General features: G+C 45.2%; 19 protein-coding genes. 11 read left to right on the top strand and 8 right to left on the bottom strand.

Features of this window, described 5'->3' with window-relative positions; all coding sequences use genetic code 11:
• Positions 1 to 78: 78 nt before the first annotated feature.
• The 6 genes from J4N43_RS15835 (at position 79) to J4N43_RS15810 (ending at position 8,124) form a co-directional block, all read left to right on the top strand.
• Positions 79 to 1,470, top strand: a complete 1,392-nt coding sequence (locus J4N43_RS15835; RefSeq protein WP_005374562.1) for an HlyD family type I secretion periplasmic adaptor subunit — start codon at positions 79 to 81, stop codon at positions 1,468 to 1,470.
• Between the two features lie 114 nt (positions 1,471 to 1,584).
• Positions 1,585 to 2,268 carry a transglutaminase-like cysteine peptidase gene (locus tag J4N43_RS15830; RefSeq protein ID WP_005374561.1) on the top strand — a complete coding sequence of 228 codons (684 nt, stop codon included), beginning with the start codon at positions 1,585 to 1,587 and terminating at the stop codon, positions 2,266 to 2,268.
• Positions 2,269 to 2,273: 5 nt separating this feature from the next.
• Positions 2,274 to 4,187, top strand: coding sequence for a bifunctional diguanylate cyclase/phosphodiesterase (locus J4N43_RS15825; RefSeq protein ID WP_252094184.1), 1,914 nt, complete (start codon positions 2,274 to 2,276; stop codon positions 4,185 to 4,187).
• Between the two features lie 15 nt (positions 4,188 to 4,202).
• Entirely contained in the window at positions 4,203 to 6,317 is a 2,115-nt protein-coding gene (locus J4N43_RS15820; protein ID WP_005374556.1) for a type I secretion system permease/ATPase, read from the top strand.
• Between the two features lie 493 nt (positions 6,318 to 6,810).
• Complete coding sequence (locus tag J4N43_RS15815) at positions 6,811 to 7,404, top strand: mechanosensitive ion channel family protein (RefSeq protein ID WP_042522270.1); 594 nt, start codon at positions 6,811 to 6,813, stop codon at positions 7,402 to 7,404.
• Positions 7,405 to 7,539: 135 nt separating this feature from the next.
• A complete protein-coding gene (locus J4N43_RS15810; protein ID WP_053350133.1) occupies positions 7,540 to 8,124 on the top strand; it encodes a flavodoxin family protein in 585 nt (194 codons plus the stop codon).
• A gap of 63 nt (positions 8,125 to 8,187) precedes the next feature.
• Here J4N43_RS15810 and J4N43_RS15805 read toward each other — a convergent pair whose 3' ends face one another.
• Positions 8,188 to 9,813, bottom strand: a complete 1,626-nt coding sequence (locus J4N43_RS15805; RefSeq protein ID WP_053350132.1) for an ABC transporter substrate-binding protein — start codon at positions 9,811 to 9,813, stop codon at positions 8,188 to 8,190.
• 141 nt (positions 9,814 to 9,954) lie between these two features.
• On the opposite strand from J4N43_RS15805, the gene mpaA reads away from it, so the two are divergent.
• Positions 9,955 to 10,665: a murein tripeptide amidase MpaA gene (gene mpaA / locus J4N43_RS15800; RefSeq protein ID WP_053350131.1), complete on the top strand. Its 711-nt coding sequence runs from the start codon at positions 9,955 to 9,957 to the stop codon at positions 10,663 to 10,665.
• A gap of 19 nt (positions 10,666 to 10,684) precedes the next feature.
• On the opposite strand, the gene J4N43_RS15795 is transcribed toward mpaA, so the two are convergent.
• Complete coding sequence (locus J4N43_RS15795; protein ID WP_005383578.1) at positions 10,685 to 11,536, bottom strand: SIS domain-containing protein; 852 nt, start codon at positions 11,534 to 11,536, stop codon at positions 10,685 to 10,687.
• A 242-nt stretch (positions 11,537 to 11,778) separates the two neighbouring features.
• Here J4N43_RS15795 and murQ point away from each other — a divergent pair, with 242 nt between their 5' ends.
• The 3 genes from murQ (at position 11,779) to J4N43_RS15780 (ending at position 15,368) form a co-directional block, all read left to right on the top strand.
• A complete protein-coding gene (gene murQ / locus J4N43_RS15790; protein WP_017635657.1) occupies positions 11,779 to 12,681 on the top strand; it encodes an N-acetylmuramic acid 6-phosphate etherase in 903 nt (300 codons plus the stop codon).
• A gap of 28 nt (positions 12,682 to 12,709) precedes the next feature.
• Positions 12,710 to 14,164 (top strand): PTS N-acetylmuramic acid transporter subunit IIBC, encoded by a 1,455-nt coding sequence (murP, locus tag J4N43_RS15785; RefSeq protein ID WP_252094183.1) that lies wholly within the window; start codon positions 12,710 to 12,712, stop codon positions 14,162 to 14,164.
• Positions 14,165 to 14,312: 148 nt separating this feature from the next.
• Positions 14,313 to 15,368 carry a porin gene (locus tag J4N43_RS15780; RefSeq protein WP_158159429.1) on the top strand — a complete coding sequence of 352 codons (1,056 nt, stop codon included), beginning with the start codon at positions 14,313 to 14,315 and terminating at the stop codon, positions 15,366 to 15,368.
• A gap of 89 nt (positions 15,369 to 15,457) precedes the next feature.
• On the opposite strand, the gene J4N43_RS15775 is transcribed toward J4N43_RS15780, so the two are convergent.
• Positions 15,458 to 16,123 carry a Type 1 glutamine amidotransferase-like domain-containing protein gene (locus J4N43_RS15775; RefSeq protein ID WP_054700563.1) on the bottom strand — a complete coding sequence of 222 codons (666 nt, stop codon included), beginning with the start codon at positions 16,121 to 16,123 and terminating at the stop codon, positions 15,458 to 15,460.
• Between the two features lie 37 nt (positions 16,124 to 16,160).
• Positions 16,161 to 17,072 carry a LysR family transcriptional regulator gene (locus J4N43_RS15770; protein WP_017635661.1) on the bottom strand — a complete coding sequence of 304 codons (912 nt, stop codon included), beginning with the start codon at positions 17,070 to 17,072 and terminating at the stop codon, positions 16,161 to 16,163.
• 88 nt (positions 17,073 to 17,160) lie between these two features.
• Between J4N43_RS15770 and catC the strand changes: the two genes are divergently transcribed.
• Positions 17,161 to 17,820 (top strand): type C chloramphenicol O-acetyltransferase, encoded by a 660-nt coding sequence (gene catC, locus J4N43_RS15765; protein WP_054575282.1) that lies wholly within the window; start codon positions 17,161 to 17,163, stop codon positions 17,818 to 17,820.
• A 55-nt stretch (positions 17,821 to 17,875) separates the two neighbouring features.
• Here catC and J4N43_RS15760 read toward each other — a convergent pair whose 3' ends face one another.
• The 4 genes from J4N43_RS15760 to J4N43_RS15745 all read right to left on the bottom strand — a co-directional run bounded on the left by J4N43_RS15760 (position 17,876) and on the right by J4N43_RS15745 (position 24,139).
• Positions 17,876 to 19,555 carry a flagellar assembly protein A gene (locus J4N43_RS15760; RefSeq protein ID WP_158159430.1) on the bottom strand — a complete coding sequence of 560 codons (1,680 nt, stop codon included), beginning with the start codon at positions 19,553 to 19,555 and terminating at the stop codon, positions 17,876 to 17,878.
• Positions 19,556 to 19,806: 251 nt separating this feature from the next.
• Positions 19,807 to 21,834 carry a tRNA(Met) cytidine acetyltransferase TmcA gene (locus J4N43_RS15755; RefSeq protein ID WP_158159431.1) on the bottom strand — a complete coding sequence of 676 codons (2,028 nt, stop codon included), beginning with the start codon at positions 21,832 to 21,834 and terminating at the stop codon, positions 19,807 to 19,809.
• A gap of 105 nt (positions 21,835 to 21,939) precedes the next feature.
• The gene (locus tag J4N43_RS15750; RefSeq protein WP_158159432.1) at positions 21,940 to 22,914 is read right to left on the bottom strand and encodes a ParB/RepB/Spo0J family partition protein; all 975 of its coding nucleotides are present in this window, start codon (positions 22,912 to 22,914) and stop codon (positions 21,940 to 21,942) included.
• 7 nt (positions 22,915 to 22,921) lie between these two features.
• Complete coding sequence (locus tag J4N43_RS15745; RefSeq protein ID WP_005374503.1) at positions 22,922 to 24,139, bottom strand: AAA family ATPase; 1,218 nt, start codon at positions 24,137 to 24,139, stop codon at positions 22,922 to 22,924.
• Between the last annotated feature and the right edge of the window lie 619 nt (positions 24,140 to 24,758).

The raw sequence follows: 24,758 nt of genomic DNA, 5'->3' as shown, positions 1-24,758 counted from the left end.
AGCCGAGCATGCTGACATGATCGGTTAATAATAATAAGATCAAAAAGATAATCCGTAATTATATAAGCAGGGACTGTGATGAGCCGAGATAACTACAACAAACTCAACGATGAAGAGTTGGATTTTGTTGATGACAAAACTGCAGCATTGCTCCTCAATACCCCCAACAGCGCGCGTTTTATGCTCTGGGTTATGGTTCTATTTTTCATTGCAGCAATAGGTTGGGCATCTTGGGCTGAAATCGACAAAGTCACGGTTGGTCAAGGCAAAGTGATTCCCTCCTCACAGATACAAGTAGTCCAAAACTTAGAAGGTGGCTTAGTCAAAGAAATCTTGGTCAAAGAAGGTCAGTTGGTTGAAAAAGGCCAACAGTTACTGCTTATCGACGACACCCGCTTTCGTTCGGATTTTCGTGAACGTGAGCAACAAGTTGCCAACCTTACCGCATCTGTGCTGCAACTATCCGCTTCTATTAACAGTGTTGCCGTTAATCGTGATTTTGAAACGGAAAACTGGCGTCAAAGTGTACTACTTGATTACGGTAAACTGACCTTCCCACCAACCTTGGAAGAGACTCGACCTCAACTCACACAGCGTCAAAAAGCAGAATATCGCGAAGATCTAGATAATTTACGCAACCAACTTTCTGTTATTGACCAACAAGTGCAGCAAAAGCAGCAGGACTTGGTAGAGATCCAAGCACGAGTAAGGAACTTGCGTCAAAGCTACCAATACGCGAAAAAAGAACTCGATATCACCAAACCTTTGGCAGACGAGGGCGTTGTTCCTCGTATTGAACTGCTCAAATTACAGCGCCAAGTCAACGATACCCGTCGTGAAATGACGTCCAGTGAGCTCAAGATTCCCGTATTGCAATCAGCGATTCGAGAATCCATGCTCAACCGTATTGATGTTGCACTCAAATTCCGCTCTGAACAGCAAGAGAAACTCAACAGCGCCCAAGACCAGTTATCTGCCTTGGTTGAATCAGCGGTGGGCTTGGAAGATAGAGTAAACCGAACGGTTGTGAATTCGCCAGTAACAGGCAAAATCAAAACACTGAACATCAATACTGTCGGTGGTGTTATCCAACCTGGTATGGATATCGTCGAGATCGTACCAACAGAAGACACACTATTGGTAGAGGCGAAAATTGCGCCAAAAGACATCGCATTTTTACGCCCAGATCTTCATGCTATCGTGAAATTTACAGCTTACGACTTCACAAAGTACGGCGGTTTAGAGGGAGAGTTGGAACATATCAGCGCGGATACCACTCAAGATGAAGAAGGCAACAGCTTCTACATTGTTCGTGTACGCACCGAAAAAACAAACTTTGGTCAAGATGCAGATTTACCAATCATTCCAGGAATGACAGCATCGGTCGATATCATCACAGGGAAGCGAACCGTTTTGGAATATCTACTTAAACCGATTTTAAGTGCCAAAACGAACGCCTTGAAGGAGTAAACCACATTAAGATACTCGCGATAGGGAGTATTGAGCGATAAGTGATTAAATAAAAAGCACTTATTTCTCACTGACGAACTCTCTAGAAGAGTATACTTGTGATACGAGTCGAATATGCGATCCAATTTGCAGCGTAAAGTTACATTATTAATCAGCTTAAGTTGTTTGTCGTTCCAACTTGGTGCGCTGAACAGTAAAGAACAACGATGGGTCAATACGGTCACAGCGGTGTACGGCGAACGTGCGGGATTGCGCGTAAATACATGGCGAAAGAACCTCGACTTATTTAAACAATTAGAGACTCATGAACAGCTCGCTGGCGTTAACGACTTTTTTAATCAGCTGTATTTCGTTGACGACATAAAACTGTGGGGAAAGACAGATTATTGGGCTACGCCACTCGAATTTTTAGGGAGTAACGCAGGAGACTGTGAAGATTTCACTATTGCTAAGTACTTCTCTTTACTCGAGCTAGGAATACCAGATTCAAAGATGCGTTTAATATACGTAAAAGCCATCGAACTGAATCAGTTTCACATGGTATTAGCTTACTACCCTACCCCAAGTTCTGAGCCGCTCATTCTCGATAATATCAATCCTGACATTGTCCGAGCCTCTAAGCGTAGCGACTTGCTACCGATATACAGTTTTAATGGTACAAACCTGTGGTTGATGAAGTCATCTGCTAGCACTGGAGAGCTAGCAGGGAAAGCATCACGGTTGAGCCTTTGGAATGACTTACGCTCGCGCGAACGTAAGTTGCAGTTAAATAAACCTAAAATTAACTATGACGAGTGAGAAACATGACCCTATATAAGAAGCTTGTGGTGGGGATGGTTACGGTCTTTATACTCTTGTTGGCATCAGTATTCGTAATCCAATTCAACACGACTCGAGACAGCTTGGAGCAACAGCAACGTTCAGAGGTCAACAACACTATTAACACCGTAGGTTTGGCACTGGCTCCTTACCTAAAGGACAAAGATAAAGTCGCGGTTGAGTCCGTGATTAATGCTCTATTTGACGGCAGCACCTACTCCGTTGTTCGTCTTACAGCATTAGATTCTGACTACCAGATCGTGCGTACTTACCCAGTTAAACCAAGTACGGTGCCACAATGGTTTATCGACATGAATCTATTTAAAGCGATTCACGATAAGCGTGTTGTGACCAGTGGTTGGATGCAGCTCGCCGAAGTAGAAATCATTAGCCACCCAGGCGCAGCTTACGAGCAGCTCTGGCAAGGTTTTATTGGCTTGCTGTCTGTATTCAGTGTTATTTTTCTAGCTGGTTTAGTGGCAATTTCATACATCCTACGTCGCTCGCTAAAACCATTAACGGCCATCGTAAATAAAATGCATGAAATCGCGAATAACCAATTTGGTGAACCGCTTGCTCGTCCAAGAACCAAAGATCTTATCGCGGTGGTAGATGGCATTAACATGATGTCTGCTCAAATCGAGCTATCATTCAAAGAGCAAGCCAAAGAGGCGCAACGTCTGCGTGCTCAGGCTTACCTCGATCCTATATCTAAATTGGGTAACCGCTCATTCTACATCAACCAAATCGACCAATGGCTTGCAGAGCAAACGCAAGGGGGTATCGCGCTACTCCATGCTGAATACATTGGGGACATTTACGAGACCAAAGATTACCAACGCGCAGATGCCCACGTTAAAGAACTGTCTCAACGTTTGAAAAACACCATTGATGTACCGGGAGCCACTATTGCTCGCTTGTCTAGTGATGAGTTCGGCTTGCTTTTCCCTCATATGGATGAGAGCGAGTTACGCATTTTATCGGACAGCATCGTCAATTGTGTGAACGGCCTAAATACTGACCCAACAGGCTTAGCAAAACCTAAAGCGTCACTAGGGGTTGCACACAGCAAAGATCAGAAAACGCGCTCTGAAATCCTCTCGATGGTGGACAACGCACTATCGAAAGCCAAAGCGCAACCAGACAAGCCATACGGCTTCATTGGCAGTGATACACCTTCTAGTTTGATGGGTAAACAGCAATGGAAAGCGTTGGTTGAAGAAGCCATTCATAGTGATTGGGTTAAATTCCGTTTCCAAGCTGCGAAAAACACATGGGGTAAAGTATTCCACAACGAAGTATTTTCAAGCATCGAAAAAGATGGTGAAACGTATCGTGCGAATCAATACCTATTCGCACTAGAACAGTTAGACGCCACCAACATCTTTGACCAGTATGTCATTGAATCAATGATTAAGATGCTAGAAAGTGGTGAACTTAATGACCCAGTCGCGATTAACATCGCGCAAAGCAGCTTGTCTCAACCATCGTTTATTCGCTGGACAACTAGCATGCTGGAAAAACACGCCAAAGTGGCCTCTAAGCTACACTTTGAAATTCCAGAGGAATGCTTTATCGATCAGCCTCACCACACAGCACTGTTATGTAATGCCATTCGCCAATCAGGTGCTGAGTTCGGCGTAGATAACTACGGACGTAACTTCCAATCTTTGGAATACATCCAAGAGTTCCGCCTGAACTATGTGAAGCTCGATTACCTATTCACACACAACTTGCACGACGAAAAACAAAAATTCACGCTAACGTCGATCTCTCGTACTGCCCACAACCTTGGTATTACGACTATCGCATCGCGTATCGAAACTCAAATCCAGTTGGATTTCCTCACTGAACACTTTGTTGAGGTATTCCAAGGATTCATCGTCGACAAGGAATAAAAAGGTTTATCAACGATGAAAGACCCTTTACTGAATTCGCTCATCTACGTTAGCCGTTACTATGGGTTAGCTAACTCGCCAGAAGCGCTAGTCAACGGACTACCGCTATCTGACGGTAAACTGACCCCATTTTTGCTACCAAGAGCAGCGGAAAGGGCCGGATTGGTTGCCAAGGAAAACCGCGCAGAGCTGGAGAGCATCTCCAGCCTAATTCTGCCGGCAATCTTAGTTCTTAAAGGCGGTGACTCTTGCGTTCTCAACAGCATCAATATGGAGAAACGCGAGGCCGAAGTCACCACCCTAGAAAGTGGAATGGTGCCGATCTCTATTCCATTAGAAGACCTACTTGAGCAATACACTGGTCGGTACTTTTTAGTTAAAAAGCAATTCCGTTTCGATGAGCGCTCTCCCGAAGTGCTCAAAACCAACGAAGGCCACTGGTTCTGGTCAACCTTGTGGCAGTCAAAACGCATCTACCGCGATGTTTTAATCGCATCACTTCTCATCAACCTCTTTGCGGTTGCCGCTCCGCTATTCACTCGCTTGGTGTACGACAAAGTGGTTCCGAATCTTGCGTTTGAAACCCTATGGGTACTAGCAAGTGGCATCTTTGTCGTGTTCCTGTTCGACTTCATTCTCAAGTCGCTGAGAAATTACTTCATTGATGTGGCGGGCAAGAAGTCTGACATTCTGATTTCATCCAAACTGTTCAGCAAAGTGATGGGGATTAGAATGGAATCGAAGCCGCCTTCGGTCGGTGCCTTCGCTCGCCATTTACAAGAATTCGAATCTATTCGAGAGTTTTTTACTTCAGCGACCGTCAGTGCTCTCATTGATTTGCCTTTTGCCATTTTATTCTTAGTGATTATATGGCTAATGGCTGGCGATCTTGTGTATGTACCGATGGTGGGCGTGGTCATTTTGATTATTCACTCGCTACTGATACAAGGGCCGCTGCGCCGCTCCATTGAGGAGGGTTCACGCCTAGCATCGCAAAAATATGCCAATTTGATAGAGAGCTTGGCTGGGTTAGAAACCGTAAAAATGCTCAGTGCGCAAAGCCAATTCCAATACCGCTGGGAAGAGGCAGTTGCGCACATGGCGAACTGGAATATAAAAAGCCGCCGAATTACGGATAGCATTCAAAACGCGGCAGGTTTTGTGCAGCAAAGTAGTAACGTAGGGATGATCATCCTAGGCGTTTACTTGATTGCAGAGGGCGACTTAACCATGGGTGGTTTGATTGCCGCAACCATGCTTAGCGGCCGCGCGATTGGTCCTTTGGTTCAGTTATCCTTACTCTCTACGCGCTACAACCAAGCGAAGTCTTCTATGACAATTATCAATCAAGTCATGGAAATGCCGGATGAACAAGAAGAAGGTAAACGTTACATTCACCGTCCAATAGTACAAGGCAAAATTGAACTTGAACGCGTGACCTTCCACTACCCAGATTCACCGGTGGCGTCGATTCGAGATTTGAGCTTGACCATTAACCCAGGCGAAAAAGTAGCGATCATAGGCCGTATCGGTTCGGGTAAAACCACGTTAGAGCGTCTCATCATGGGCTTGTATCAGCCGACGGAAGGTCATGTTCGCATTGATGATACCGACATCGCACAGCTGCATCATGTCGACATTCGCCGTAATATTGGTTGTGTGCCGCAAGATTCGAATCTGTTCTTTGGTTCTATCCGCGACAACATTACGCTAGGTCGCCCATTAACCGATGACCGTGACGTACTAGACGCAGCGAATCGTGCCGGTGTTACTGCGTTTACGCAATCTGACCCAGCGGGCTTAGAACGCCAAGTTGGTGAAGGTGGAGCAATGCTTTCGGGTGGTCAACGTCAAGCAGTCACGATCGCTCGTGCATTTTTGGGTCGTCCTCCTGTTCTACTAATGGATGAACCAACCAGTGCGATGGATAATCGCTCAGAGATGCACATTAAACATCAATTAGCACAGTTGAAACCTAGTGAAACGCTGATTCTGATTACGCATAAAACGTCTATGCTCGACATCGTTGATCGCGTAATTGTGATGGAAAAAGGCAGCATCATTGCAGATGGCCCTAAAGCGCAAGTGCTGAACGATTTGAAACAAGGCAAAGTGCGTGCGGTTAGCTAGCCTGAATTCACATTGATAAAAGACAAGGGCCCCGTTTAACTTGTGTTTAACGGGGCTTATTTTATTGGGAGCCCGAGATATTTAAGTTCTTCAAGCGCGACCCAAACGAGTACAAGGCCAACAATCACGAATAAAATCATAATCGCCTTTTCATCTTCTTCCATTTTTCAACGCCCTAAAAGCTATTTCAATTAATACACCTTAGGTTATCAGGACAAAAGTCATATTCAGCTCGTTTATAAGGAACTAGCGTCATAGAATGTCGGATATGGGATACAGCTCAAAGATTGCTCTTTTCAAAATCACGTCAGCTTTGGTTGAATATAAGTAATAAAGCCAAAGAGTTCGCAATGCTCACTAAGTCTTTGATTAACCAATATAGTACTCTGTAGTACCTCAACACAGAGACAAATGGTGTAAAGAAAAATTGTGATTACTTACAGCAAAAAATCAGCTATAAAAGCCGCTTTCTAGATATCGTCGAGATGAAGAAATGAATGATTGGATCCAATTAGAGCAAGTGAGCCAGTATTTCACTACGGGCTCCCTCGGTTACAAACTATTGATGGGCATTTTTGTCCTGATCGCGTATCGCATCCTGAAGAGGATTGTAAATAGAGCCATCCTAAATTTGGCAACAACGAAAGGTGTAAAAAAGGCTCGTTTGAGTTTTATTCAGCGCTGTTTCAATGTCGCGCTGCTATTTTTGACCGCCTCTATTTTTGCCATTATCACAGGTATTGGCTATGGCGATGTGTCTTTGTTCCTATCGTCCATTTTTGCCGTATTAGGTGTGGCGTTTATTGCGCAGTGGTCAATTCTGAGCAACATCACTGCCAGCTTTTTGATCTTTTTTGTCTTCCCATACCGAGTGGGTGACCGAATTAAAGTCGTAGATAAAGATGAAGACATCTGCGGTGAGATTCAAGAAATCAGTATGTTTCACGTGTTAATTAAGCACGACAACGGAAACTTAATCACTTACCCAAACAATCAGATTTTGCAAAAAGCAGTGCTAAAGCTGGCGAAAAACAAGCCAGAGCCAAGTAAAGTAAAATCTCGGATTTATACTCGCAGAAAGAAATAACCCACTAAAAAGCCGATGTATCTACATCGGCTTTTTAATGCACTTCTTTTTAAGTTTTAGTGTTGACCTCAACTTAACTTGAGGTTTTAGCCTTAGTCGCACGATTAAAAATCAACAATGAAAAAAGGAACCATTGTGTCCAAAATTGCGATTATTTATTTCTCTAAAACCGACGTTACTGGTCAGCTTGCTCGCGCGATTGCCGCAGGCGTTGAACAACAAGGCATTAAGCAGCAAGATGACTGTGAAATCCTCTCTCACCGAATTGAAGGCAATGAGATTATTGAGGGACGTTTTGTGAACCCTAAACTAATGGATGAACTTGCTGAGTGTGATGCGATTATCTTTGGCTCACCGACCTATATGGGCGGTGTAGCAGCGCAGTTTAAAGCATTTGCAGATGCAAGCAGTGAATCTTGGTATTACCAAAAATGGGCGAGCAAAATCGCGGCTGGCTTTACCAGTGGTGGGGCAATGAATGGCGACCAATCTTGCACATTACAATATCTACAAACGCTCGCTAACCAACACGGCATGATGTGGATCGGGTTGGATAAGATCAGCAATTCTGGGGAGCAAAACCTGAATCGTTATGGTGTACAAGGTGGTATTGTTGCACAAGGTGGTGAAGGTGGTCAGTTGCATGCTTCTGATGTTGCAACGGCGGAGTATCTTGGCAAACGAGTCGCTATGCTCGTGAATAAGCTATCCACTCGCTAACAATAAAAAGAAGCCCCGTAAGATACATCTTCGGGGCTTCATATTTATCGCTTGTTTTGAGCGCTACTTCTTGATGTAGAGGTCTTTCGAGTAGATACGACCTTCTACGTTGTTCTTGGCAAAACCGCCAACCGTAGGACGAACCAAACGTGCTTGCATGTAGTAATAGATTGGCGCGATAGGCATATCTGTCGCCAGCAACTGTTCAGCTTGGTCGTAAAATCCTTGGCGTGCTTTCTCATTGGTTGCAGCCAATGCACTGTTCATCGCGTTGTCGTACGCTTCACTGCTGTAACGTGCAAAGTTACCCGAAGAACCTGAGCGAAGTAAGCTCAGGAAAGTAGACGCTTCATTGTAATCACCACACCAGGAAGCGCGCATCACATCGAAATTGCCTTGTTTACGCGCCACTAAGTACGACTTCCACTCTTGGTTTTCTAACTCCACGTGTGCACCGAGATTTTTTTGTAGCATCGACGCTATCGCAACCGCGATCGATTTGTTTGCCTCACTGGTGTTGTACAGCAATTTAAAATCGAGCGGCTTGTCTTGGCTGTAACCCGCTTCTTTTAACAACTGACGCGCTTTCTCGTCACGTTGTTGCTGACTCCACTTACTGTATTCAGGCGGCGTCGCATCAAACCCTGCGGTGTACTGATGCGCAAAAGTATAAGCAGGAAGGTTACCCACTTGCGTGACACCATTCGTAATCACATCGCGCATGATGGAGTACGACACCGCTTGACGCACTCGCACATCATCAAATGGCGGACGAGTGGTATTGAACGCGTAGTAATACGTACACAATAATGGCACCACCGTGTAAGCCTGCTTGTAATCTTGTTTAAGCTTCTGCGCCATATGAGTCGGCACATCTGACGTGACATCCAGCTCTCCTGCCGCATAGCGATTGATAGACGCGTTTTGGTTTTCAAACGGAATGTAAGTCACTCTGTTTAGATGCGTATCTGCGCTGTCCCAGTAACTTGGACTCTTAACCAGTTCAATGCGCTCATTCACGACCCACTTATCCAATGTGAATGCACCGTTGCTAACAAATTGGTCTGGATCGCTCCACGGCTTGTCGCGGTTTTCCACTGTCGCTTGATGCACTGGCATCATGGACGTGTGCCCAGTCATAGCAACAAAGTACGGCACTTGACTGTCCAACTCAAAACGTAGGGTGTATTTATCCACTGCCTTGATACCGAGATCGTCCAAAGGCTTTTTGCCCTCTGCTACATCGGCGATGTTTTTGATCTTGGTGAGTTTGAGATACCAAACATTTGGAGAAGCGGTTTTCGGATCTACCGCTCGGCGCAGTGAATAGACAAAATCATCCGCTGTCACAGGCTCGCCATTCGACCATTTCGCGTCTTTGCGCAAGTGAAAAGTAAAGGTTTGGTTGTCGTTGGTTTCCCATGATTCTGCCACACCGGGAATAATGTTTCCGTCACGATCTTGAATCACAAGCCCTTCAAATAAGTCACGAATCACATGCATTTCTGGCAGACCTTCGGCTTTCGCTGGGTCAAGCGTCGCCGCCTCTGCGTCATTCGCACGTACTAAATGCTGTTCTGCGGCAAGTTGAATGCCTTTAGGTAAGGTCTCCGCAGCAACTGATGTAGCAAGAAAAGGGGTGAATAAAGAGGAAATCAGCAACGCCGTTGAATGTTTTTTAAAATCCATATCTTTTTTCGTTCTCCTAACGCGTCTTGTGAAGCAAGTGCCACAATTAACATTTCAACCGTTGACGAGTTTAAACGGTTCAGTTTAGCTAGGTGTAATTAGCTTAGATATTGATACTACTTCATCAATCAGGAGATTACGGTGAGTCTAATTCCAAGAACGGAAAGAGCGGCATTTTTAATTCGGCCAACATCATACGGTCAATCCGTGCTTGGTGCGCCATTACTGTATTTTCCGGCTCAAGTCGAAAGTGCTTCGCGAGGTTTGATTTTGGCAGGCACTCACGGGGACGAGACGGCCTCGATTGCAGGTTTGTCCTGCGCGCTAAGAAGCTTGCCTGCTGATAACTTACGACATGATGTGATTCTGTCAATGAATCCGGACGGCAACCAACTAGGCACACGCGCAAATGCAAACCAAGTGGATCTCAATCGCGCGTTTCCAACCCAAAATTGGACTGAGCATGGCACAGTGTATCGATGGAGCTCTCACACACCCGTTCGAGACGTACAGGTGAAAACTGGCACTAAAAACCAACTAGAGCCTGAAGTTAGCGCATTAATTAACTTGATTGAACTGCGCAAGCCAAAGTTTGTGGTGTCGTTTCATGAACCGCTTGCGTTTGTGGATGATCCCAAACATTCCGACCTTGCCAAATGGCTCGGCGAGCAGTTTCAACTGCCAATCGTTGACGATGTCGACTACGAAACACCCGGCTCATTCGGCACTTGGTGTAGTGAACGTGATTTACCTTGCATCACGTTGGAGTTACCAGCGATTTCTGCCGATCTCACCATTGAAAAACATCTCTCTGCTTTTATTGCTTTGCTGAGGCACGATCCGGATCTCTAGTCCGCTGTTAAACAAGCGATCATGTGAGGATCTGTTTGATGTCGGTACTGATATCGCTGATCAACTGACGGGCACTGTCGTCTCTTTGCTGAACCAAGATGATAAACAGCAAATCGGTGATCACGTTTTGCGCGGTACGCGAAGCAATGGATGAGCTGCGATGTTCCGTTTCATTGGCAATCGTATCAAACGTAATATCGGCAATACCGCGCAAGCGACTTCTTCCAGGCGCAGATAACGCAATCACCTTCGCGCCCTGCTCTTTTGCCGCTTCTGCCGCGACGAGAATTTCTTTGCGCTCACCCGAAAACGAGATTGCGATCTGAACATCTTCTGGAGAGAGCGTGCGGGCAACAGCAATCTGCACGTGGCTGTCTTGTTCAGAAAGCGCCGTAATACCAAGTTTAAGCAGTTTAAAGCTTAAATCCTTCGCGGTCAGTGCAGAGCCCCCAATCCCGACCACTTGCACTCGACGCGCTTCACTCAACCATTTCACCGCTTGGTGACACGCTTCGTAAGACAGCGTATTGGTGGTTTGAAACATAGCGTCGGTTTTCGCTTTCACCAGTTTCTGTGAAATAACCGCAATGGGGTCGTCAGCCAAAATATCACTGTGCAGCGGTGTCGACTGCATCGCATGCTTACGGCCAATCTCTTCATTCAGAGCTAATTTAAACTCGCTGTAACCTTTAAAGCCGATACGCTGAGTAAATTTCACAATGCTCGATTGACTCACTTTTACTTGCGCCGCAAGTTCTTGGCTAGTGAGCAGCGCCGCCTTTTCTGCGTTTTCAACAATCCAATCGCCAACCAAACGACCACTTTGCGAAAGCTGAGTACGCCTCGCGACTATCCTATTGATAACTGACACAACAAAAACCTCAAAAATTTTAAATAAATTATTCCAAAACAGAAATAATAGGCGTTTGATTTAACCCCCTGATTATTCTAACCAAGACAGTTAATCCCGGATGTAATAGACGTATATTTTCTCTCATTATTCCAAATTTCTCCTGCATAAAGAATAACCTCAAGTGTGATTTTTATCACCAAACCTGAATATTTTATTCCATAAAATCGCCCTCAGATTGAACATTACGAAGAGTGCAAAACATGAAGATTGATTTAAGCAGATTGGTGACAGAAAGCCGTAACCCAGCCAGTGCCGAGATCGATACGCTTTCGACCATCGAGATGCTGCAAGTCATTAATGAAGAGGATCAAAAAGTCCCGCTCGCGGTAAAAGCGGTGCTACCACAAATTGCAGAGACAGTTGACGCAATTACCCAAGCTTTTGCAAATGGTGGCCGTTTAATTTACATGGGAGCTGGTACGTCAGGTCGCTTAGGCATTCTTGATGCAAGCGAGTGTCCTCCTACCTACGGCACGCATCCAGATATGGTGATTGGCTTAATTGCTGGTGGACATCAAGCGATTTTAAAAGCGGTAGAAAACGCAGAAGACAACGCGAAAATGGGTCAAGACGACTTAAAAGCACTTCACCTCACCAAGCATGACGTGGTTGTAGGCATTGCAGCGAGTGGCCGTACACCTTATGTACTAGGTGGTTTGGACTACGCTAAATCCATCGGAGCCACGACCGCATCTATCGCCTGTAATCCAGAATGTGCCATGGCAGAAGCGGCCGACATCGCGATTCTGCCGATAGTTGGCGCAGAGGTTGTCACTGGATCTTCTCGCATGAAAGCCGGCACCGCACAAAAACTGGTGCTAAACATGCTCACGACAGGCGCAATGATTCGTAGCGGTAAGGTATTTGGCAACTTAATGGTGGATGTAGAAGCCACTAACGCCAAGCTCATCCAACGCCAAACCAACATTGTTGTGGAAGCAACCGACGCATCAAAAGAAGAAGCAGAGCGAGCATTAAATGCCTGCGGTCGCCACTGCAAAACCGCCATCTTAATGATTTTGGCCGATTTGGATGCCGAACAAGCCAAATCACGCCTCGCCGCGCACAACGGCTTTATTCGCGCAGCACTAAATAATAACTAAATAATCCGAGTTCTGAAGGATAGACCCTATGGCAAAAATAACTTCAAACACAGTATCGCAGTTGCTGTCCGCAGTAGGTGGCAGTAGCAACGTAAGCAAATGTGGTAACTGTATGACGCGTTTGCGTTTATCGCTCGCCAACAATGACTTGGCTGATCAATCAGTTATCAAGCAAATTCCCGGCGTAATGGGTGTGGTGGAAAGCGATGAGCAGTTTCAGATCATTCTCGGTCCCGGAAAAGCTCAACAAGCAGCTGAGATGATGAATCAATTGATCGACAGCTTAACCTCTGGTGATAGTGAAGAACCAGATAAGCCGCAACAAGATCTTTCTGCCGTCGCGGCCGAGCAGAAAAAACAGATGAAGAGCAAACAAACCAGTGCGGTTCAGCGTTTTTTAAGCAAGTTTGCCACTATCTTTACGCCGTTGATCCCAGGCTTTATTGCCGCTGGTTTGTTGCTAGGTTTTGCGACGTTATTGGAACAGATGTTTGTTCTCGACCAGACACCAAGCCAGTTTATGTTGGATTTGATCGCCTACATGAAAGTCTTTGGTAAGGGTCTGTTTGCTTTCCTAAGTATTCTGATTGGTTACAACGCGCAGCAAGCATTTGGCGGCTCTGGTGTTAATGGTGCCATTCTCGCCTCTTTGTTTGTGCTGGGTTACAACCCAGAGGCGACATCCGGCATTTACTCTGGCATGAACGAGTTTTTCGGCTTTGCGATTGATCCGCGCGGCAACATTATCGGCGTACTTTTGGCGGCGATCATCGGTGCGCAAGTCGAGCGTAAGGTTCGTCAACACATGCCAGATGATCTGGACATGATCTTAACGTCCGTTATCACTCTGTTGATCATGGGTGCGGTAACCTTCTTGATCATCATGCCAATCGGCGGCGAGCTGTTTAAAGGGATGTCTTGGTTGTTCCTCAACTTGAACGATAACCCATTAGGCGCTGCAATCTTGGCAGGTTTGTTCTTAATTTCTGTGGTATTTGGCATCCACCAGGGTTTTGTTCCAGTGTACTTTGCATTGATGGAAGCACAGGGCTTTAACTCGCTATTCCCTATCCTGGCGATGGCTGGTGGAGGTCAGGTTGGCGCGTCAATGGCGCTGTATTTCAAAGCCAAAAAAGACGCTCTACTGCGCACTCAAGTTAAAGGCGCTATTATTCCTGGCCTTCTAGGCATTGGCGAACCATTGATTTACGGCGTGACATTACCACGCGTAAAACCATTCGTTACCGCTTGTATTGGCGGCGCTGCGGGCGGCTTCTTTATCGGTTTAGTTTCTTACCTTGGCTTACCAGTTGGTCTTAATACGGTGTTTGGCCCGTCCGGTATCGTGGCGATTCCTCTCATGACATCAGAAAATGGCATCTTCCCGGGAATGATGGTGTTTGTTGCTGGCCTGCTTATCTCTTACATCGTCGGCTTCCTCGCGACTTACTTCTTTGGCTGCAAAGACGTCGATTTAAGCTAAATCATTCTTCCCCTATAGGAATGGACTAGCTCGCGTCCTTGGCAAACAAGGGCGCACCCTCTCTCTACTTCACGACAATTTTTCTTATTCCGTTACTCGGAAGGGGCTTTGTCGTACCTAAAACAATAGAAATGAAAGGTCGTTAATCATGAAAAAGCACATTTTGACTCTACTTCTCCCAACATTGATGGCATCAAACGCAATGGCAGCGCAGCTGTATCAAGCGGAAGATGGGTCAGTTTTAAATATTTACTCTCGTCTTGGTTTCAATGTCACCAGTAAAAATGATGAGCACGGCGATGCAAATGGCGAGTTTGATGGCCGTATTGGTTTAAACGGTTCACAAACCATCAACGAGTACGCGTCGATCATCGGCCAAGCGCAATACCAAGTGGGTGCCGCTGAATACGCAAACCAAGTAAACGACAAACCGTCTCTGACCGCACGTTATGTATGGACGGGTATTGATGCGAAAGATTATGGTCGCATTACAGGTGGTCGCGTGGCATCTGGATTGATTATGTTTACCGACATTGGTGATGTATTCGCTTCTTCCGATGTTTCTATGGCGCGCCAAGCGAATAAAGTCGACAAAACCGCGACGCAAGTTTTCCGTCAAGATGGCACGCTGCAATACCAAAACAACCTAGGTAATGTCGATTTTTCTGTCGCGTACATTTTAGGAAACAACACTTCTGAGCTCGACTACGGTTACAACGCTGCACTGCGTTATACGCTAGACATGGGGAATTTGGGTACCTTGGCACCAGTGATAGCGATGCAGAAAAATAAAGGTGATGCACGTGAAAACAACGACACCGATTACACATTCTGGGGCGCTGGTACGCGTTACTACTTAGGTGATTTGATGTTGGGTGCGTTGTACTCGGAAGATGAACTAGAGGGCTATTACTCACAAACCAGCACCGACAAAGTGATGGAGTTGACGGCGGTTTACAGTGTAAATGACAAATGGGCACTGCGTGCTGGTTATCGTTCTTTAGAAAATAGTGATGGTGACGAGCTAGAGCTGAAAGATACAACGCTAGAAGTGCAATACAAACTGACGCCTCGTTCTTCTATCTACACAAACTACGTTGATCGTAACGGCTCGCGTGGCTACAGCAATGGACAAGAAGTCTCGTTTGGCGGTGCGCACGCAGACGAAAGCTACTACCACTTAGGTCTGCGTTACGAGCTGTAAGCACGATACTTAATGTAAGTTAGCTGAATCCATGAGCTTCTTCTGTGTCCGGTCAGTAGTTATTGCCTTTAATGCTGATTTGAAGAAGCTCACCCTCGTAATATGTTTTCTTCGTTACCTGTTTTGACCAACACACCGGCATCAGGAAAGCTGGTGACAGTAGCTAACAATTTTCCATCAACAAAGTGCAATGCCGCATAATCGTGAATGCCATAACAAGTGATGCTCGGTTGAGAACGAGCAAAGGCTTGGAAAACCTCGAACTTCTCACCTACATGAGAAAAATGCGCCGCAGCCAAACCGTCAATAAATCCAAGACAACGCATAACTTGGTATGCTTCGGGATCACTGTCTGTCACCGCAAACTCAAACCAACAAATTGCACCTGCGCTCATGCCACAAATGATGATGCCTTGTTCATAACACTGCTTGAGTATTCTATCGATTCCCCATTCGCGCCAAATGGCCAACATCGAACGCGTATTACCGCCACCTACGTAAATGATGTCTTGTTCAAATAGCGTTTCTTTCCAACCAGCTTCAAACTTAAACAGCGGAAAATGGGTCACGTTTTCACTAAGCTTCGCATCGTAAAAACGTTCAATCACTTCATCGGCATCTCCCGTGGCTGTAGGTATAAAACAAATGTTTGGATTCTCCTTACCAGACAAAGACAAAATGTATTGATCGAGCGGGCTCGGATTCTCTCCCATCATCCAGCCCCCACCGCCAATCGCAATACAGTGTTTTCGCATTCCTTTACTTCCTCAATTGTTGCTAAGTTTGTTGTCGCTATTCTCCGACAGAATATATGTTCCTAAAGTGATCAATGAACGCTCGCGTTCTTCTTGGTAAGTGCTCACGTTTTGGGTAAAGCAGATAAAGCGGCAAAATCGCATCCGTTTGCCATTCTGGAAGCAAACTCACGAGTTTTTCTTTTTGTGCAGGGTCGAGTTTAGCCAGTGCAAATTCATCTAACATGGCTACACCACAGCCAGCCAAAGTAGCATCCAACATGGACTGGACAAGATTAAAACTCAGCGTACTTTCTAACTCAATGCTGCACTGCTGTTGAGTTTGCTTATGCGTAAACGTCCACTTATCTAACACCAAGTCGCGACTTTTATAAAGGATGTGCTCTAAGTCACCAAGCTCCTCTGGCGTACTTACATTTGGTTTATCAGCTAAATACGAGCGATGAGCGATCGGTTTACAGTGTAAAGTGCGTAGCTGATGGCCGACGTATCCCTCTGGAGGAGTATCGGTAAAGTAGAATGCGATATCAAACCCAGCCTCAATCAAGTCGAGAGGTGTCTCTGTGAAGATCACTTCGACGCTCACTTGTGGATGTTGCAATCGAAACTCGATCAATGTTTGGCTGAGTAACGCGGCTCCGAAAGAAGCAGACGCCGCTATTCTCAATTTTCCCGATACGATCTCGTTTGCCATGACTTGCTCATTGATCTGCTCAGCGCCTTCGAGCAGTTGCTTTACCTGCTGATAAAACCGCAAACCATCGTAGGTCAAATTAAACTGGCGCGTAGTTCGCTGAATAAGCTGCACCGACAATATGTCTTCAAGCTGTTTAAGTTGCCGACTTACATGCGCATTCGAACAATTCAGGCGCTTTGCTGCGCCAGCAATACTTCGCTCCTCGCACAAAGCGACGTAAAGTGGTACGTAGCTGAGCCATTTTATTTCCATACAGTAATTCTGAATCTCTAAAATCAAACTACTGGAAATAATAGAAAGCCTCTAAACTCTGTACAACCTAAATTTGAAAGGATGAGTTATGAGTGTTTTCGACACGTGGTTAAAAGGTCAAGTCATTAAAGATCACATCACTAATACCAATATCATCGTTGGCGATTACAGCTATTACTCGGGCTTCTATCATCAAAAAAGCTTCGAAGAGCAAGCGGTACGCTACTTGTTGGGTGACCCCGTCACACTTCAAGAATGGCAAAGTAGAGAACCCGATAGCATCGACAAATTAATCATTGGCAAGTTTTGTTCCATCGCTTCTGGAGCCACCTTCATGATGGCAGGAAACCAAGGTCATCGCATTGACTGGATTTCGACCTTCCCCTTCTCTCCTGAAGAATTTGGAGAAGGCGTACAAGACGGTTTCGAGCGTGCCGGAAACACAGTGGTGGGAAATGATGTTTGGATTGGCAGTGAGGCGATGATCATGCCCGGAGTAAACATCGGCGATGGAGCCGTCGTCGGAGCACGCGCCGTAGTGACGAAAGACGTGCAACCTTATTCTGTGGTGGTTGGAAACAACCAAGTCGTACGTCAACGATTCAGCGATAAAGAGATTGAAACTCTACTCAATATCCAATGGTGGAACTGGCCAATAGAACACATTAAACAAGCAATGAAAGTAATGTGTAGCAGCCAAGTGGGTGCGCTTGCGGACTACTATCAAGAGCACATTGTCGATTTGTAGATAAAAAAAGCCCACACATCTTGTTGCGACGTGTGGGCTCAGTGAGTAAGAAAGCTTAAACCGCAGCGACGTCCTCTTCTTCCAAGTTCGCCGAGACTTTAATTTCGTATTGATTGAAACGGAACGAACAACCGCCATGAGTGCGCTTTGTCGTTACTTGTTCGTCGCCAAACTGCACCGTCACGCGAGTGAATACACGCTCTTTGGCTTCGACAATATTTTCTTCTAACGCGACTTCAAAGTCATGTTCCGTTTGTTCTAGCTTTTGCTTTATCGCTTCAAGCTGCTCGTTGTTTTGTGTTTTCATCACGTCAATCTGAGCTTGTTCTTCGTCGGTACGTTCGGCTTTAGGACGTTTCTTAAATTCGAGCTCTTTACGAATCACATCCATCGTGCCTTCTTGAGCGCGTTTGTATTGTTCTTTAAGCTCAGCTAATCGCTCCTTAAATGCAGAATAGCGTGCGAACGCTTCTACCTTAGTGGCGGTGTCGCCTTCTACGCCCAATTGTAAGCACACCACTTTGCCACCGACTTTGGCATCTCCGCCGCTGAGCGTGCCGTTCCTACCGTTCGCATCTAGCACCGTCAGATTGCGCCCACAAACAATATCGTTATTCATGCTGTGCACCGCCAACTCAATATTTTCTCCGGCTTGCAAATCACAATATTGGGCGTAGCTGGCACGAATCGAACCTTTGGCTTTGACGTGACAACTCTTTGGCTGGCCATCACTCACGGTGTGGCCAATGATCCCTTTACCAACTTGGATGTCGTCTTGCGCTTGTACGTCAGCCGATTCAATGAAGCCGCCTACAGTAATAGAACCCGTCGCTTTAACAATCATGCCAGATTCAATGTTGCCACCGATAATCACATTCCCTTTGAATTTCACGTGGCCTGTATTCACGCCAACGCTATTGAGACAGAGTGCGTTATCAACTTCGATGGTTTTGTCTTTAATCAGAGGCGTACCGGATACCGATGCAATCAATAGGTTTGGGTCTTGCTTGCTTATCTCGGTGCCCTTGCCTGGCTTCATTGGGCTGTCTTTTCCGGCTTGTGGAGGAATCACTCGCCCTTGAACAGTAAAACCAGGCGTACCTTTGGTCGCAGGCGTGCGGCGCATCACCTCATCGCCTACGTCAACCGCGATAGTTTCACCGAGGTTACGTAAATCAATTTTGTCGCTAGCAGATTGGCCGTCTTTGGGTTTGAGGATGCGTTTGGTGATGTCTTTAACAAGAGGAGTAAAAAGAGCGTCTTTGCCTTTGATAGGTTGCTTACCAACCGCTACAGGTTGAGAAAAAGTTTCGCCGGGTTTGAGCTGAGTGCTGACAACCAACACTTTCTTCAAAGCCAGTTTGTTGATGCCTTTCGAAACTCGCGCTTGAGCAAGGGCTTGAACAATCTCGGGGCCACGTAAACCTCGGCCTCCGTACGCGCCGACAACGTTCATACTGGCGAGCATGTCATTATTCGATAATTCAACCTCAACTTGCGCGTTGCGTTTTTCCGCAATGACGATGCCTTCGTAGGCCTCGGCTTTACGTTCTTTGGCGCAGTTAATGAATCTCACGACTTCCCCCTCAACAACAAACATCTTTTCAGCGTTCATTGCGACGAGCTGCTCGTTTAATTCATTTTGATTTAGCTCACCACCGAGGTCCACTTCACTCGGAAGACGGGCTATCACCTTGGTCTTATCTTCAGATAACTCAAGACACAGCTTCCACATACCCTTACCACTTTGCTTCCCATCAACACTTTCAGTCTACCCAAATCCGTTTTCTGAACAAACCTCGCATTTCTTATTATAGGGCTCACGTCACTAAAGAAAGTAATCCATCAATAACGGTTAAACAGATATTAAGAGAGCATTTCGATTTAACCTAAAGCTCAATCAAAATACACGCCGAAATAAAAAGGAGCTGGATTTACAGTGTAAAATCAGCTCCTAATAATTTCATTTACAGTGTAAATTTCCCTTTAGTGTTTACAGTGTAAATCGTTCCAAATGTGTCTTACTTCGTCCCTTAACTGCTGCTCAACTTGCCTTCTTCCAGGTAAACCAAATTGCTGAGCACATTCAGTCCAACTACGGTTAAGAAAAAGCTTACTGATCATCAAGTCGGAAGCGGAGTTCAAACCTAAGTTAAGTAACCACTGCTGAAGCCAAGCAGACACGGACTCATAACTGTTACCACCATCAGCATAGCATTCAATTAGTAATAACTTAGCGGGATGAAGTGGACTCATTCCCAAAGGTTGCGGTAATAGAGCTCGAAAAATAGAGGCTTCTAATTTTGGATAGACGTCAGCCACATTGTTAGACAACATTTCTTCAAATAGCGCCTGAGATTGGTCGACCCAAGCCGTCTGTTGGGAATCACAAGGTTTGACCATCAAGACTGAATAACAACCGCTAGCAGCATCGCGCATTGACCCTAAACGAATTGCACGGAAGTTCGATTGTAGCCAGAAATGGACCAACTCTTCCGTCGCACCGAAACTCGTGGATAAGTAAGCAATGTGTTTAGCCGCCATTTGATCAAGTTGCTGCAGCATTTTTTGACCGATGCCTCTTCCTTGCAATTCCGGATGAACAGCAATTCTCATGACTCGCAGCGTCGATAGATTCGCGACATTCGGAAATCCTAGGTGGTTTGCAATCGTAACTGGGGCTAAGTGTCCTTTAGGACGACGCTTACCAAGCTGAATTTCTTCAACCAATTCAGCGTCAAGCCCACCCTCTTCGACCGCTAATATTACCCCCACAACCGCATTATCTTGCTTAGCAAAATAGAGCTGACTGTTGTCGTCTTGCAAAAGGTGAATCAAATCATTCGGCGAGGTCTGATAATGAGCATTCACCAAAAGAGCGAAGCACTCACGCAGCAAACTAGGCTGCGATATCAAATTTTTCTTATCGGCTTTAGAAAGGGAAATTGAGTCGACCTGTTTAAGTTGATGGTGCGTTAACTCCGCATCCAACAAAAACGCGTCATAGAGCCATGATTCAAGCGCATCATTCATGCTCCAGCGGATGGGCTGTGTCATGTGCCATGTTTTCATTCCCGAACGCTGTTTCTGAAGCCAATCAACAAATTTAATCGTAAAGCCCCGGCCACAACCTTCATAACCGTGAATAGTCGTAGAAAAAACGAGTCGATGATAATGTTCGGTAATGCTTTTGAGCATAGGAACTGGAATTGCAGCCGCTTCATCGACAAGTAACAAATCACATTCAGGTCGACTCAATAATAGTTCATCTGGAGCAATAAATTGAATGGCTCCCTGCCCTGATTCTAATCTGTCCTTCTTAATACGCTGTGCGCTAGGGAGTAAACGTAAAGCATGTTGGTAAACAGGCTCAACGGCTTTTATAGATGGTGCCGTAATTAAGATTCTAAGCGGCTTCTGCTGTAATAAGTTCGCACACGCAATTCCGAGGGCACTTGTTTTTCCACGTCCACGATCAGCGGTCAAAATTAATGGTCGCTTTCGATGTCCTGTCACCACCTTTTCAATTAGAGAAATGGCATGTTCTTGTTCCGTGTAGTGGCTTTCTTTTTCTGCTTGCTTGATGTCTGGAGCCGTTGGCAATGGTTTGTCTTGCTCAATAACAACGAGCTTCTCCCATTGTTTGTGCATCCATTGCTGAGCAAAATTCGCATTTTGTCGCAGCTCAGTAATGACAATAAGAAAACCGCCGCCAACCAATGAGCCAAGCGCGGCGGTAAAACTATTGGCGTCAAAGCCATTTCGAGCATCAAACAATAGAACGTCACACTCTCTGCCTAGCAATATGTGCCCTTGTTTAGACGAAACACTGGATACGTTTTTCAAACCAAAATCACCAACAGAAAACCAACGTTGATGGCGCTGCGTTTTATGGAACTCTGACATCAACGCATTTTGCCAAGAAGCCTCCCCTTGAATGACAACACCAATCCTTTGGAAAGATTGGTGAGCTTGATGTTGAAGTGATGAAAGGAAATCAGATTGTGTCTGCATTTTGTCTATCCAACGTTGAACTGACGCAATGGTATCACATCTTTAATTTGACGCTTCTCAGATATAAAAAAACCGCCCGGAGGCGGTTGATTCAATCATCATTTGTTATTGCAGTTTGGTTTGTACAAACGCAAGAATCTCTTCCATTAAGCTGTCCTCAACTTTCTTCAAGTTCAACGCCAGGCTGCTACCTTTTCGGCTATAGCTTGCTCGACCTTTAACTAAGTCGACTTTTTCCGTCTTCTTACCAGGTTTTGCTGGTGCAAGTTCAGTAATCCAATTTTCGATGCTTTCCGTGACTTCTTTTGTCAGACGAGCAACGCCTTGAGCAGTGCTTCGCTGCCATAAAAACCCTTCGCTAGAGCGACATTTATCTAACAGCTCTTGCTGCTGCTCTGGCGTTAGCGTTGAAAACTGTTTGTGCAGTTTCACGATTGTTGGGCGACCGAGATCGCCAACATTCGGATACGCTTGAAGCAGTTCTAACGGTAATGCTGCGGCTTTTAAAGCGCCACTTACCAACGCTTCACTGCACTGGAACATTTTTGCCAATGCTTTCTGATCCTCAGCTTCACCACTATCAAGCTTAGCCTGCATCTCTTTCCCTTTTTCATATAAAGAGAGCGGCTTGTGAGCATTTGCCACATCAGACAAAAACTTAGCATGGTCAGTATTAATGTTGTCAGCAACATAAACCAAAAAGTCTTGTTCAGCGAGGATACAAGACATGCGACGACGGCTACCATCTAAAACTTCAATCTTGCCATCTTCAGTTCTACGACCCACTGCTGGATATTGTTGGCCACGCTCTTTGAGTGTGACTAAAACATCAGATAAAGCATGTTCGTTTAAGAACGATTGCTCACGAGCGTTATCAACAAATACTGTTGTTTCTGTCGCAACTTTATTTGCAGGAATACGCACAAGTTCAAACTGAACAATATTTTCACCTGCAACTGCTAGTTCAATCGTTTGAGCTTTCTCTTTTGCCGCAGTTTGCGCCTCTTGCGGAGTCACAACACGACGCTTATTCGTTTTGCCAAATAATTTCGCGTTTAATTCAGACGTTTTCAAAGCCATTTACTTATTACCCCTGATTCAATGACGGCCAATTAGAGTGCAGGACACGCTCTAATTCCAGTGCGCTTTTATGAACAGCGTCTTGCGCGGTAGCTAGTGTCTTCTTACCGCCTTCAAAATCGCTTACTGTCAGATCAAATACTGTGCTGTAGGTATCGGCACAGGTTTCAAACGCACGGCTACGAGGAATAGTAGCCATCATAACTTGGTCACCTAGAAGATAGTTCATTTCAGTTAAAACAGAAACTTGCTTCTTATTGTCGTCCTCAAACATGGTTGGCATCAAGCGAACAAACTCAAGACCATTCCAGTCCTCCGGGAACATTTCATATACCGTAGGCAAATGCTGGAAGAAGTTTACTGTTGAAGCCCAGTCCAGACGCTTAGCCGCACAAGGAATTAGCAAGGCATTTGATGCATACATCGCATTCCATACTAATGGGTCAACGTGTGGACCGGTATCAATCATAATGATATCGAAGTCATCAGCAATTTTATCAATCAGTTGCTCTTTCAGCAGACGGACGATATCGAGTGATGGGTCTTCAGATAGCGTTTGCCATGCTTCCGCATTAAACATCGCGTCTTCTGGAAACGCTGAAATCGACTTTAAGTTCGGATATTGCGTTGGCAGCAATACGTTTTTACGTAAAAATTCACTGTCAATTTCCACACCATCAGGCACGTTACCCAACATAATGTCTACCGCAGAATAGATATTATCATGCTCTGCCATGCTGATTTGCGGGTTGAGGAATAAACGTAGCGAGCCTTGTGGGTCTAAGTCGATTAAACAAATACGGTATCGTTTATCCAAATTTAGCGCTAAACATGCCGCTAAATGAACCGCGGTCATTGATTTACCTGTACCGCCCTTTTGGTTCTGCACATTAATAATCCAAGGTTTGTTACCTGAATTCTTTTTACGCTCATGAAATTTAGGCACTTCAGCCGCATCCATGAGCATGTGTGCTTCTTCTAACGTAATTGAATAATGATTCGCGTTGTTTTTAGTAAATTGATGCCCAGCGGCTTCCATTTTACCAATCGCGTCGTCGAGCTTACGGCGAGTTAGACCAGAACGGGTTTCCATCATCGCTTTCGACATTGGTGGGAAGTAGTTATCGCTTCGCTCTTCTAAAACAATTTCAATACGGTCAGCTTGAACCTGCTGAGTCAGCTCCGCTAACTCAAGAAGGTTTTCAATCGTTTTTTCTCTTTTCATGCCAAATTCCGTTGGAAGGATTTATAATTGCAATTGTACAGCAGTAAAGACCAAAAACAACAAAAAGGTGCACGAACATTTTGAATTACCATCACATAAAAAAACACCCAAATCGACGCTTTTATGATTTATGGTCAAAAAGATAACTATTTTTAATCAAATAATCTTCTCATAAGTGGACACCTAAACTTAAAAATAAAAAGTGTTACAGCGTCACTCATTTACAATGTAAATCAATTTTCTACCGGAACGATTATAATATTAAGCTAAATTACGGGTTATGTTAGACCAACCTAATTTAAACGATAAATAGTAAGTAATATCGGAACAATAAAGATCTGAACACCTTGATCATGTCTCCGAGCAAAATAGGGCAGTTCCAGCGAAACATCTATGGAAGTATGATCAAGGCATGCTTATGATCATGCTTCCGTGTTAATAAGCAAATCCGAAAGCATGATCATGGAAAAATAGAGCAGAGTACGGTGTAAACACGCAAATAAAATAAGATCCATTAATCGGAAATATGATCAAGCCTTAGAATCTCTCGGAAGCATGAGTTTTCTTCTCTGATTTACGGTTGAGTGCAGACAGAATGGGGGATTGAGCAGAAATTGAC

Origin of the sequence: Vibrio sp. SCSIO 43009 (assembly GCF_023716525.1) — a bacterium.
Lineage (GTDB): Bacteria > Pseudomonadota > Gammaproteobacteria > Enterobacterales > Vibrionaceae > Vibrio > Vibrio alginolyticus.
This window is presented reverse-complemented; position numbering and strand designations above follow the sequence as displayed.

Excerpts from the sequence above, each read along its gene's own strand:
- J4N43_RS15835 (WP_005374562.1), top strand. The coding sequence starts at position 79 with ATGAGCCGAGATAACTACAACAAACTCAACGATGAAGAGTTGGATTTT.
- J4N43_RS15830 (WP_005374561.1), top strand. The coding sequence starts at position 1,585 with ATGCGATCCAATTTGCAGCGTAAAGTTACATTATTAATCAGCTTAAGT.
- J4N43_RS15825 (WP_252094184.1), top strand. The coding sequence starts at position 2,274 with ATGACCCTATATAAGAAGCTTGTGGTGGGGATGGTTACGGTCTTTATA.
- J4N43_RS15820 (WP_005374556.1), top strand. The coding sequence starts at position 4,203 with ATGAAAGACCCTTTACTGAATTCGCTCATCTACGTTAGCCGTTACTAT.
- J4N43_RS15815 (WP_042522270.1), top strand. The coding sequence starts at position 6,811 with ATGAATGATTGGATCCAATTAGAGCAAGTGAGCCAGTATTTCACTACG.
- J4N43_RS15805 (WP_053350132.1), bottom strand. The coding sequence starts at position 9,813 with ATGGATTTTAAAAAACATTCAACGGCGTTGCTGATTTCCTCTTTATTC.
- murQ (WP_017635657.1), top strand. The coding sequence starts at position 11,779 with ATGAAGATTGATTTAAGCAGATTGGTGACAGAAAGCCGTAACCCAGCC.
- murP (WP_252094183.1), top strand. The coding sequence starts at position 12,710 with ATGGCAAAAATAACTTCAAACACAGTATCGCAGTTGCTGTCCGCAGTA.
- J4N43_RS15780 (WP_158159429.1), top strand. The coding sequence starts at position 14,313 with ATGAAAAAGCACATTTTGACTCTACTTCTCCCAACATTGATGGCATCA.
- J4N43_RS15775 (WP_054700563.1), bottom strand. The coding sequence starts at position 16,123 with ATGCGAAAACACTGTATTGCGATTGGCGGTGGGGGCTGGATGATGGGA.
- J4N43_RS15770 (WP_017635661.1), bottom strand. The coding sequence starts at position 17,072 with ATGGAAATAAAATGGCTCAGCTACGTACCACTTTACGTCGCTTTGTGC.
- catC (WP_054575282.1), top strand. The coding sequence starts at position 17,161 with ATGAGTGTTTTCGACACGTGGTTAAAAGGTCAAGTCATTAAAGATCAC.
- J4N43_RS15760 (WP_158159430.1), bottom strand. The coding sequence starts at position 19,555 with ATGTGGAAGCTGTGTCTTGAGTTATCTGAAGATAAGACCAAGGTGATA.
- J4N43_RS15755 (WP_158159431.1), bottom strand. The coding sequence starts at position 21,834 with ATGCAGACACAATCTGATTTCCTTTCATCACTTCAACATCAAGCTCAC.
- J4N43_RS15750 (WP_158159432.1), bottom strand. The coding sequence starts at position 22,914 with ATGGCTTTGAAAACGTCTGAATTAAACGCGAAATTATTTGGCAAAACG.
- J4N43_RS15745 (WP_005374503.1), bottom strand. The coding sequence starts at position 24,139 with ATGAAAAGAGAAAAAACGATTGAAAACCTTCTTGAGTTAGCGGAGCTG.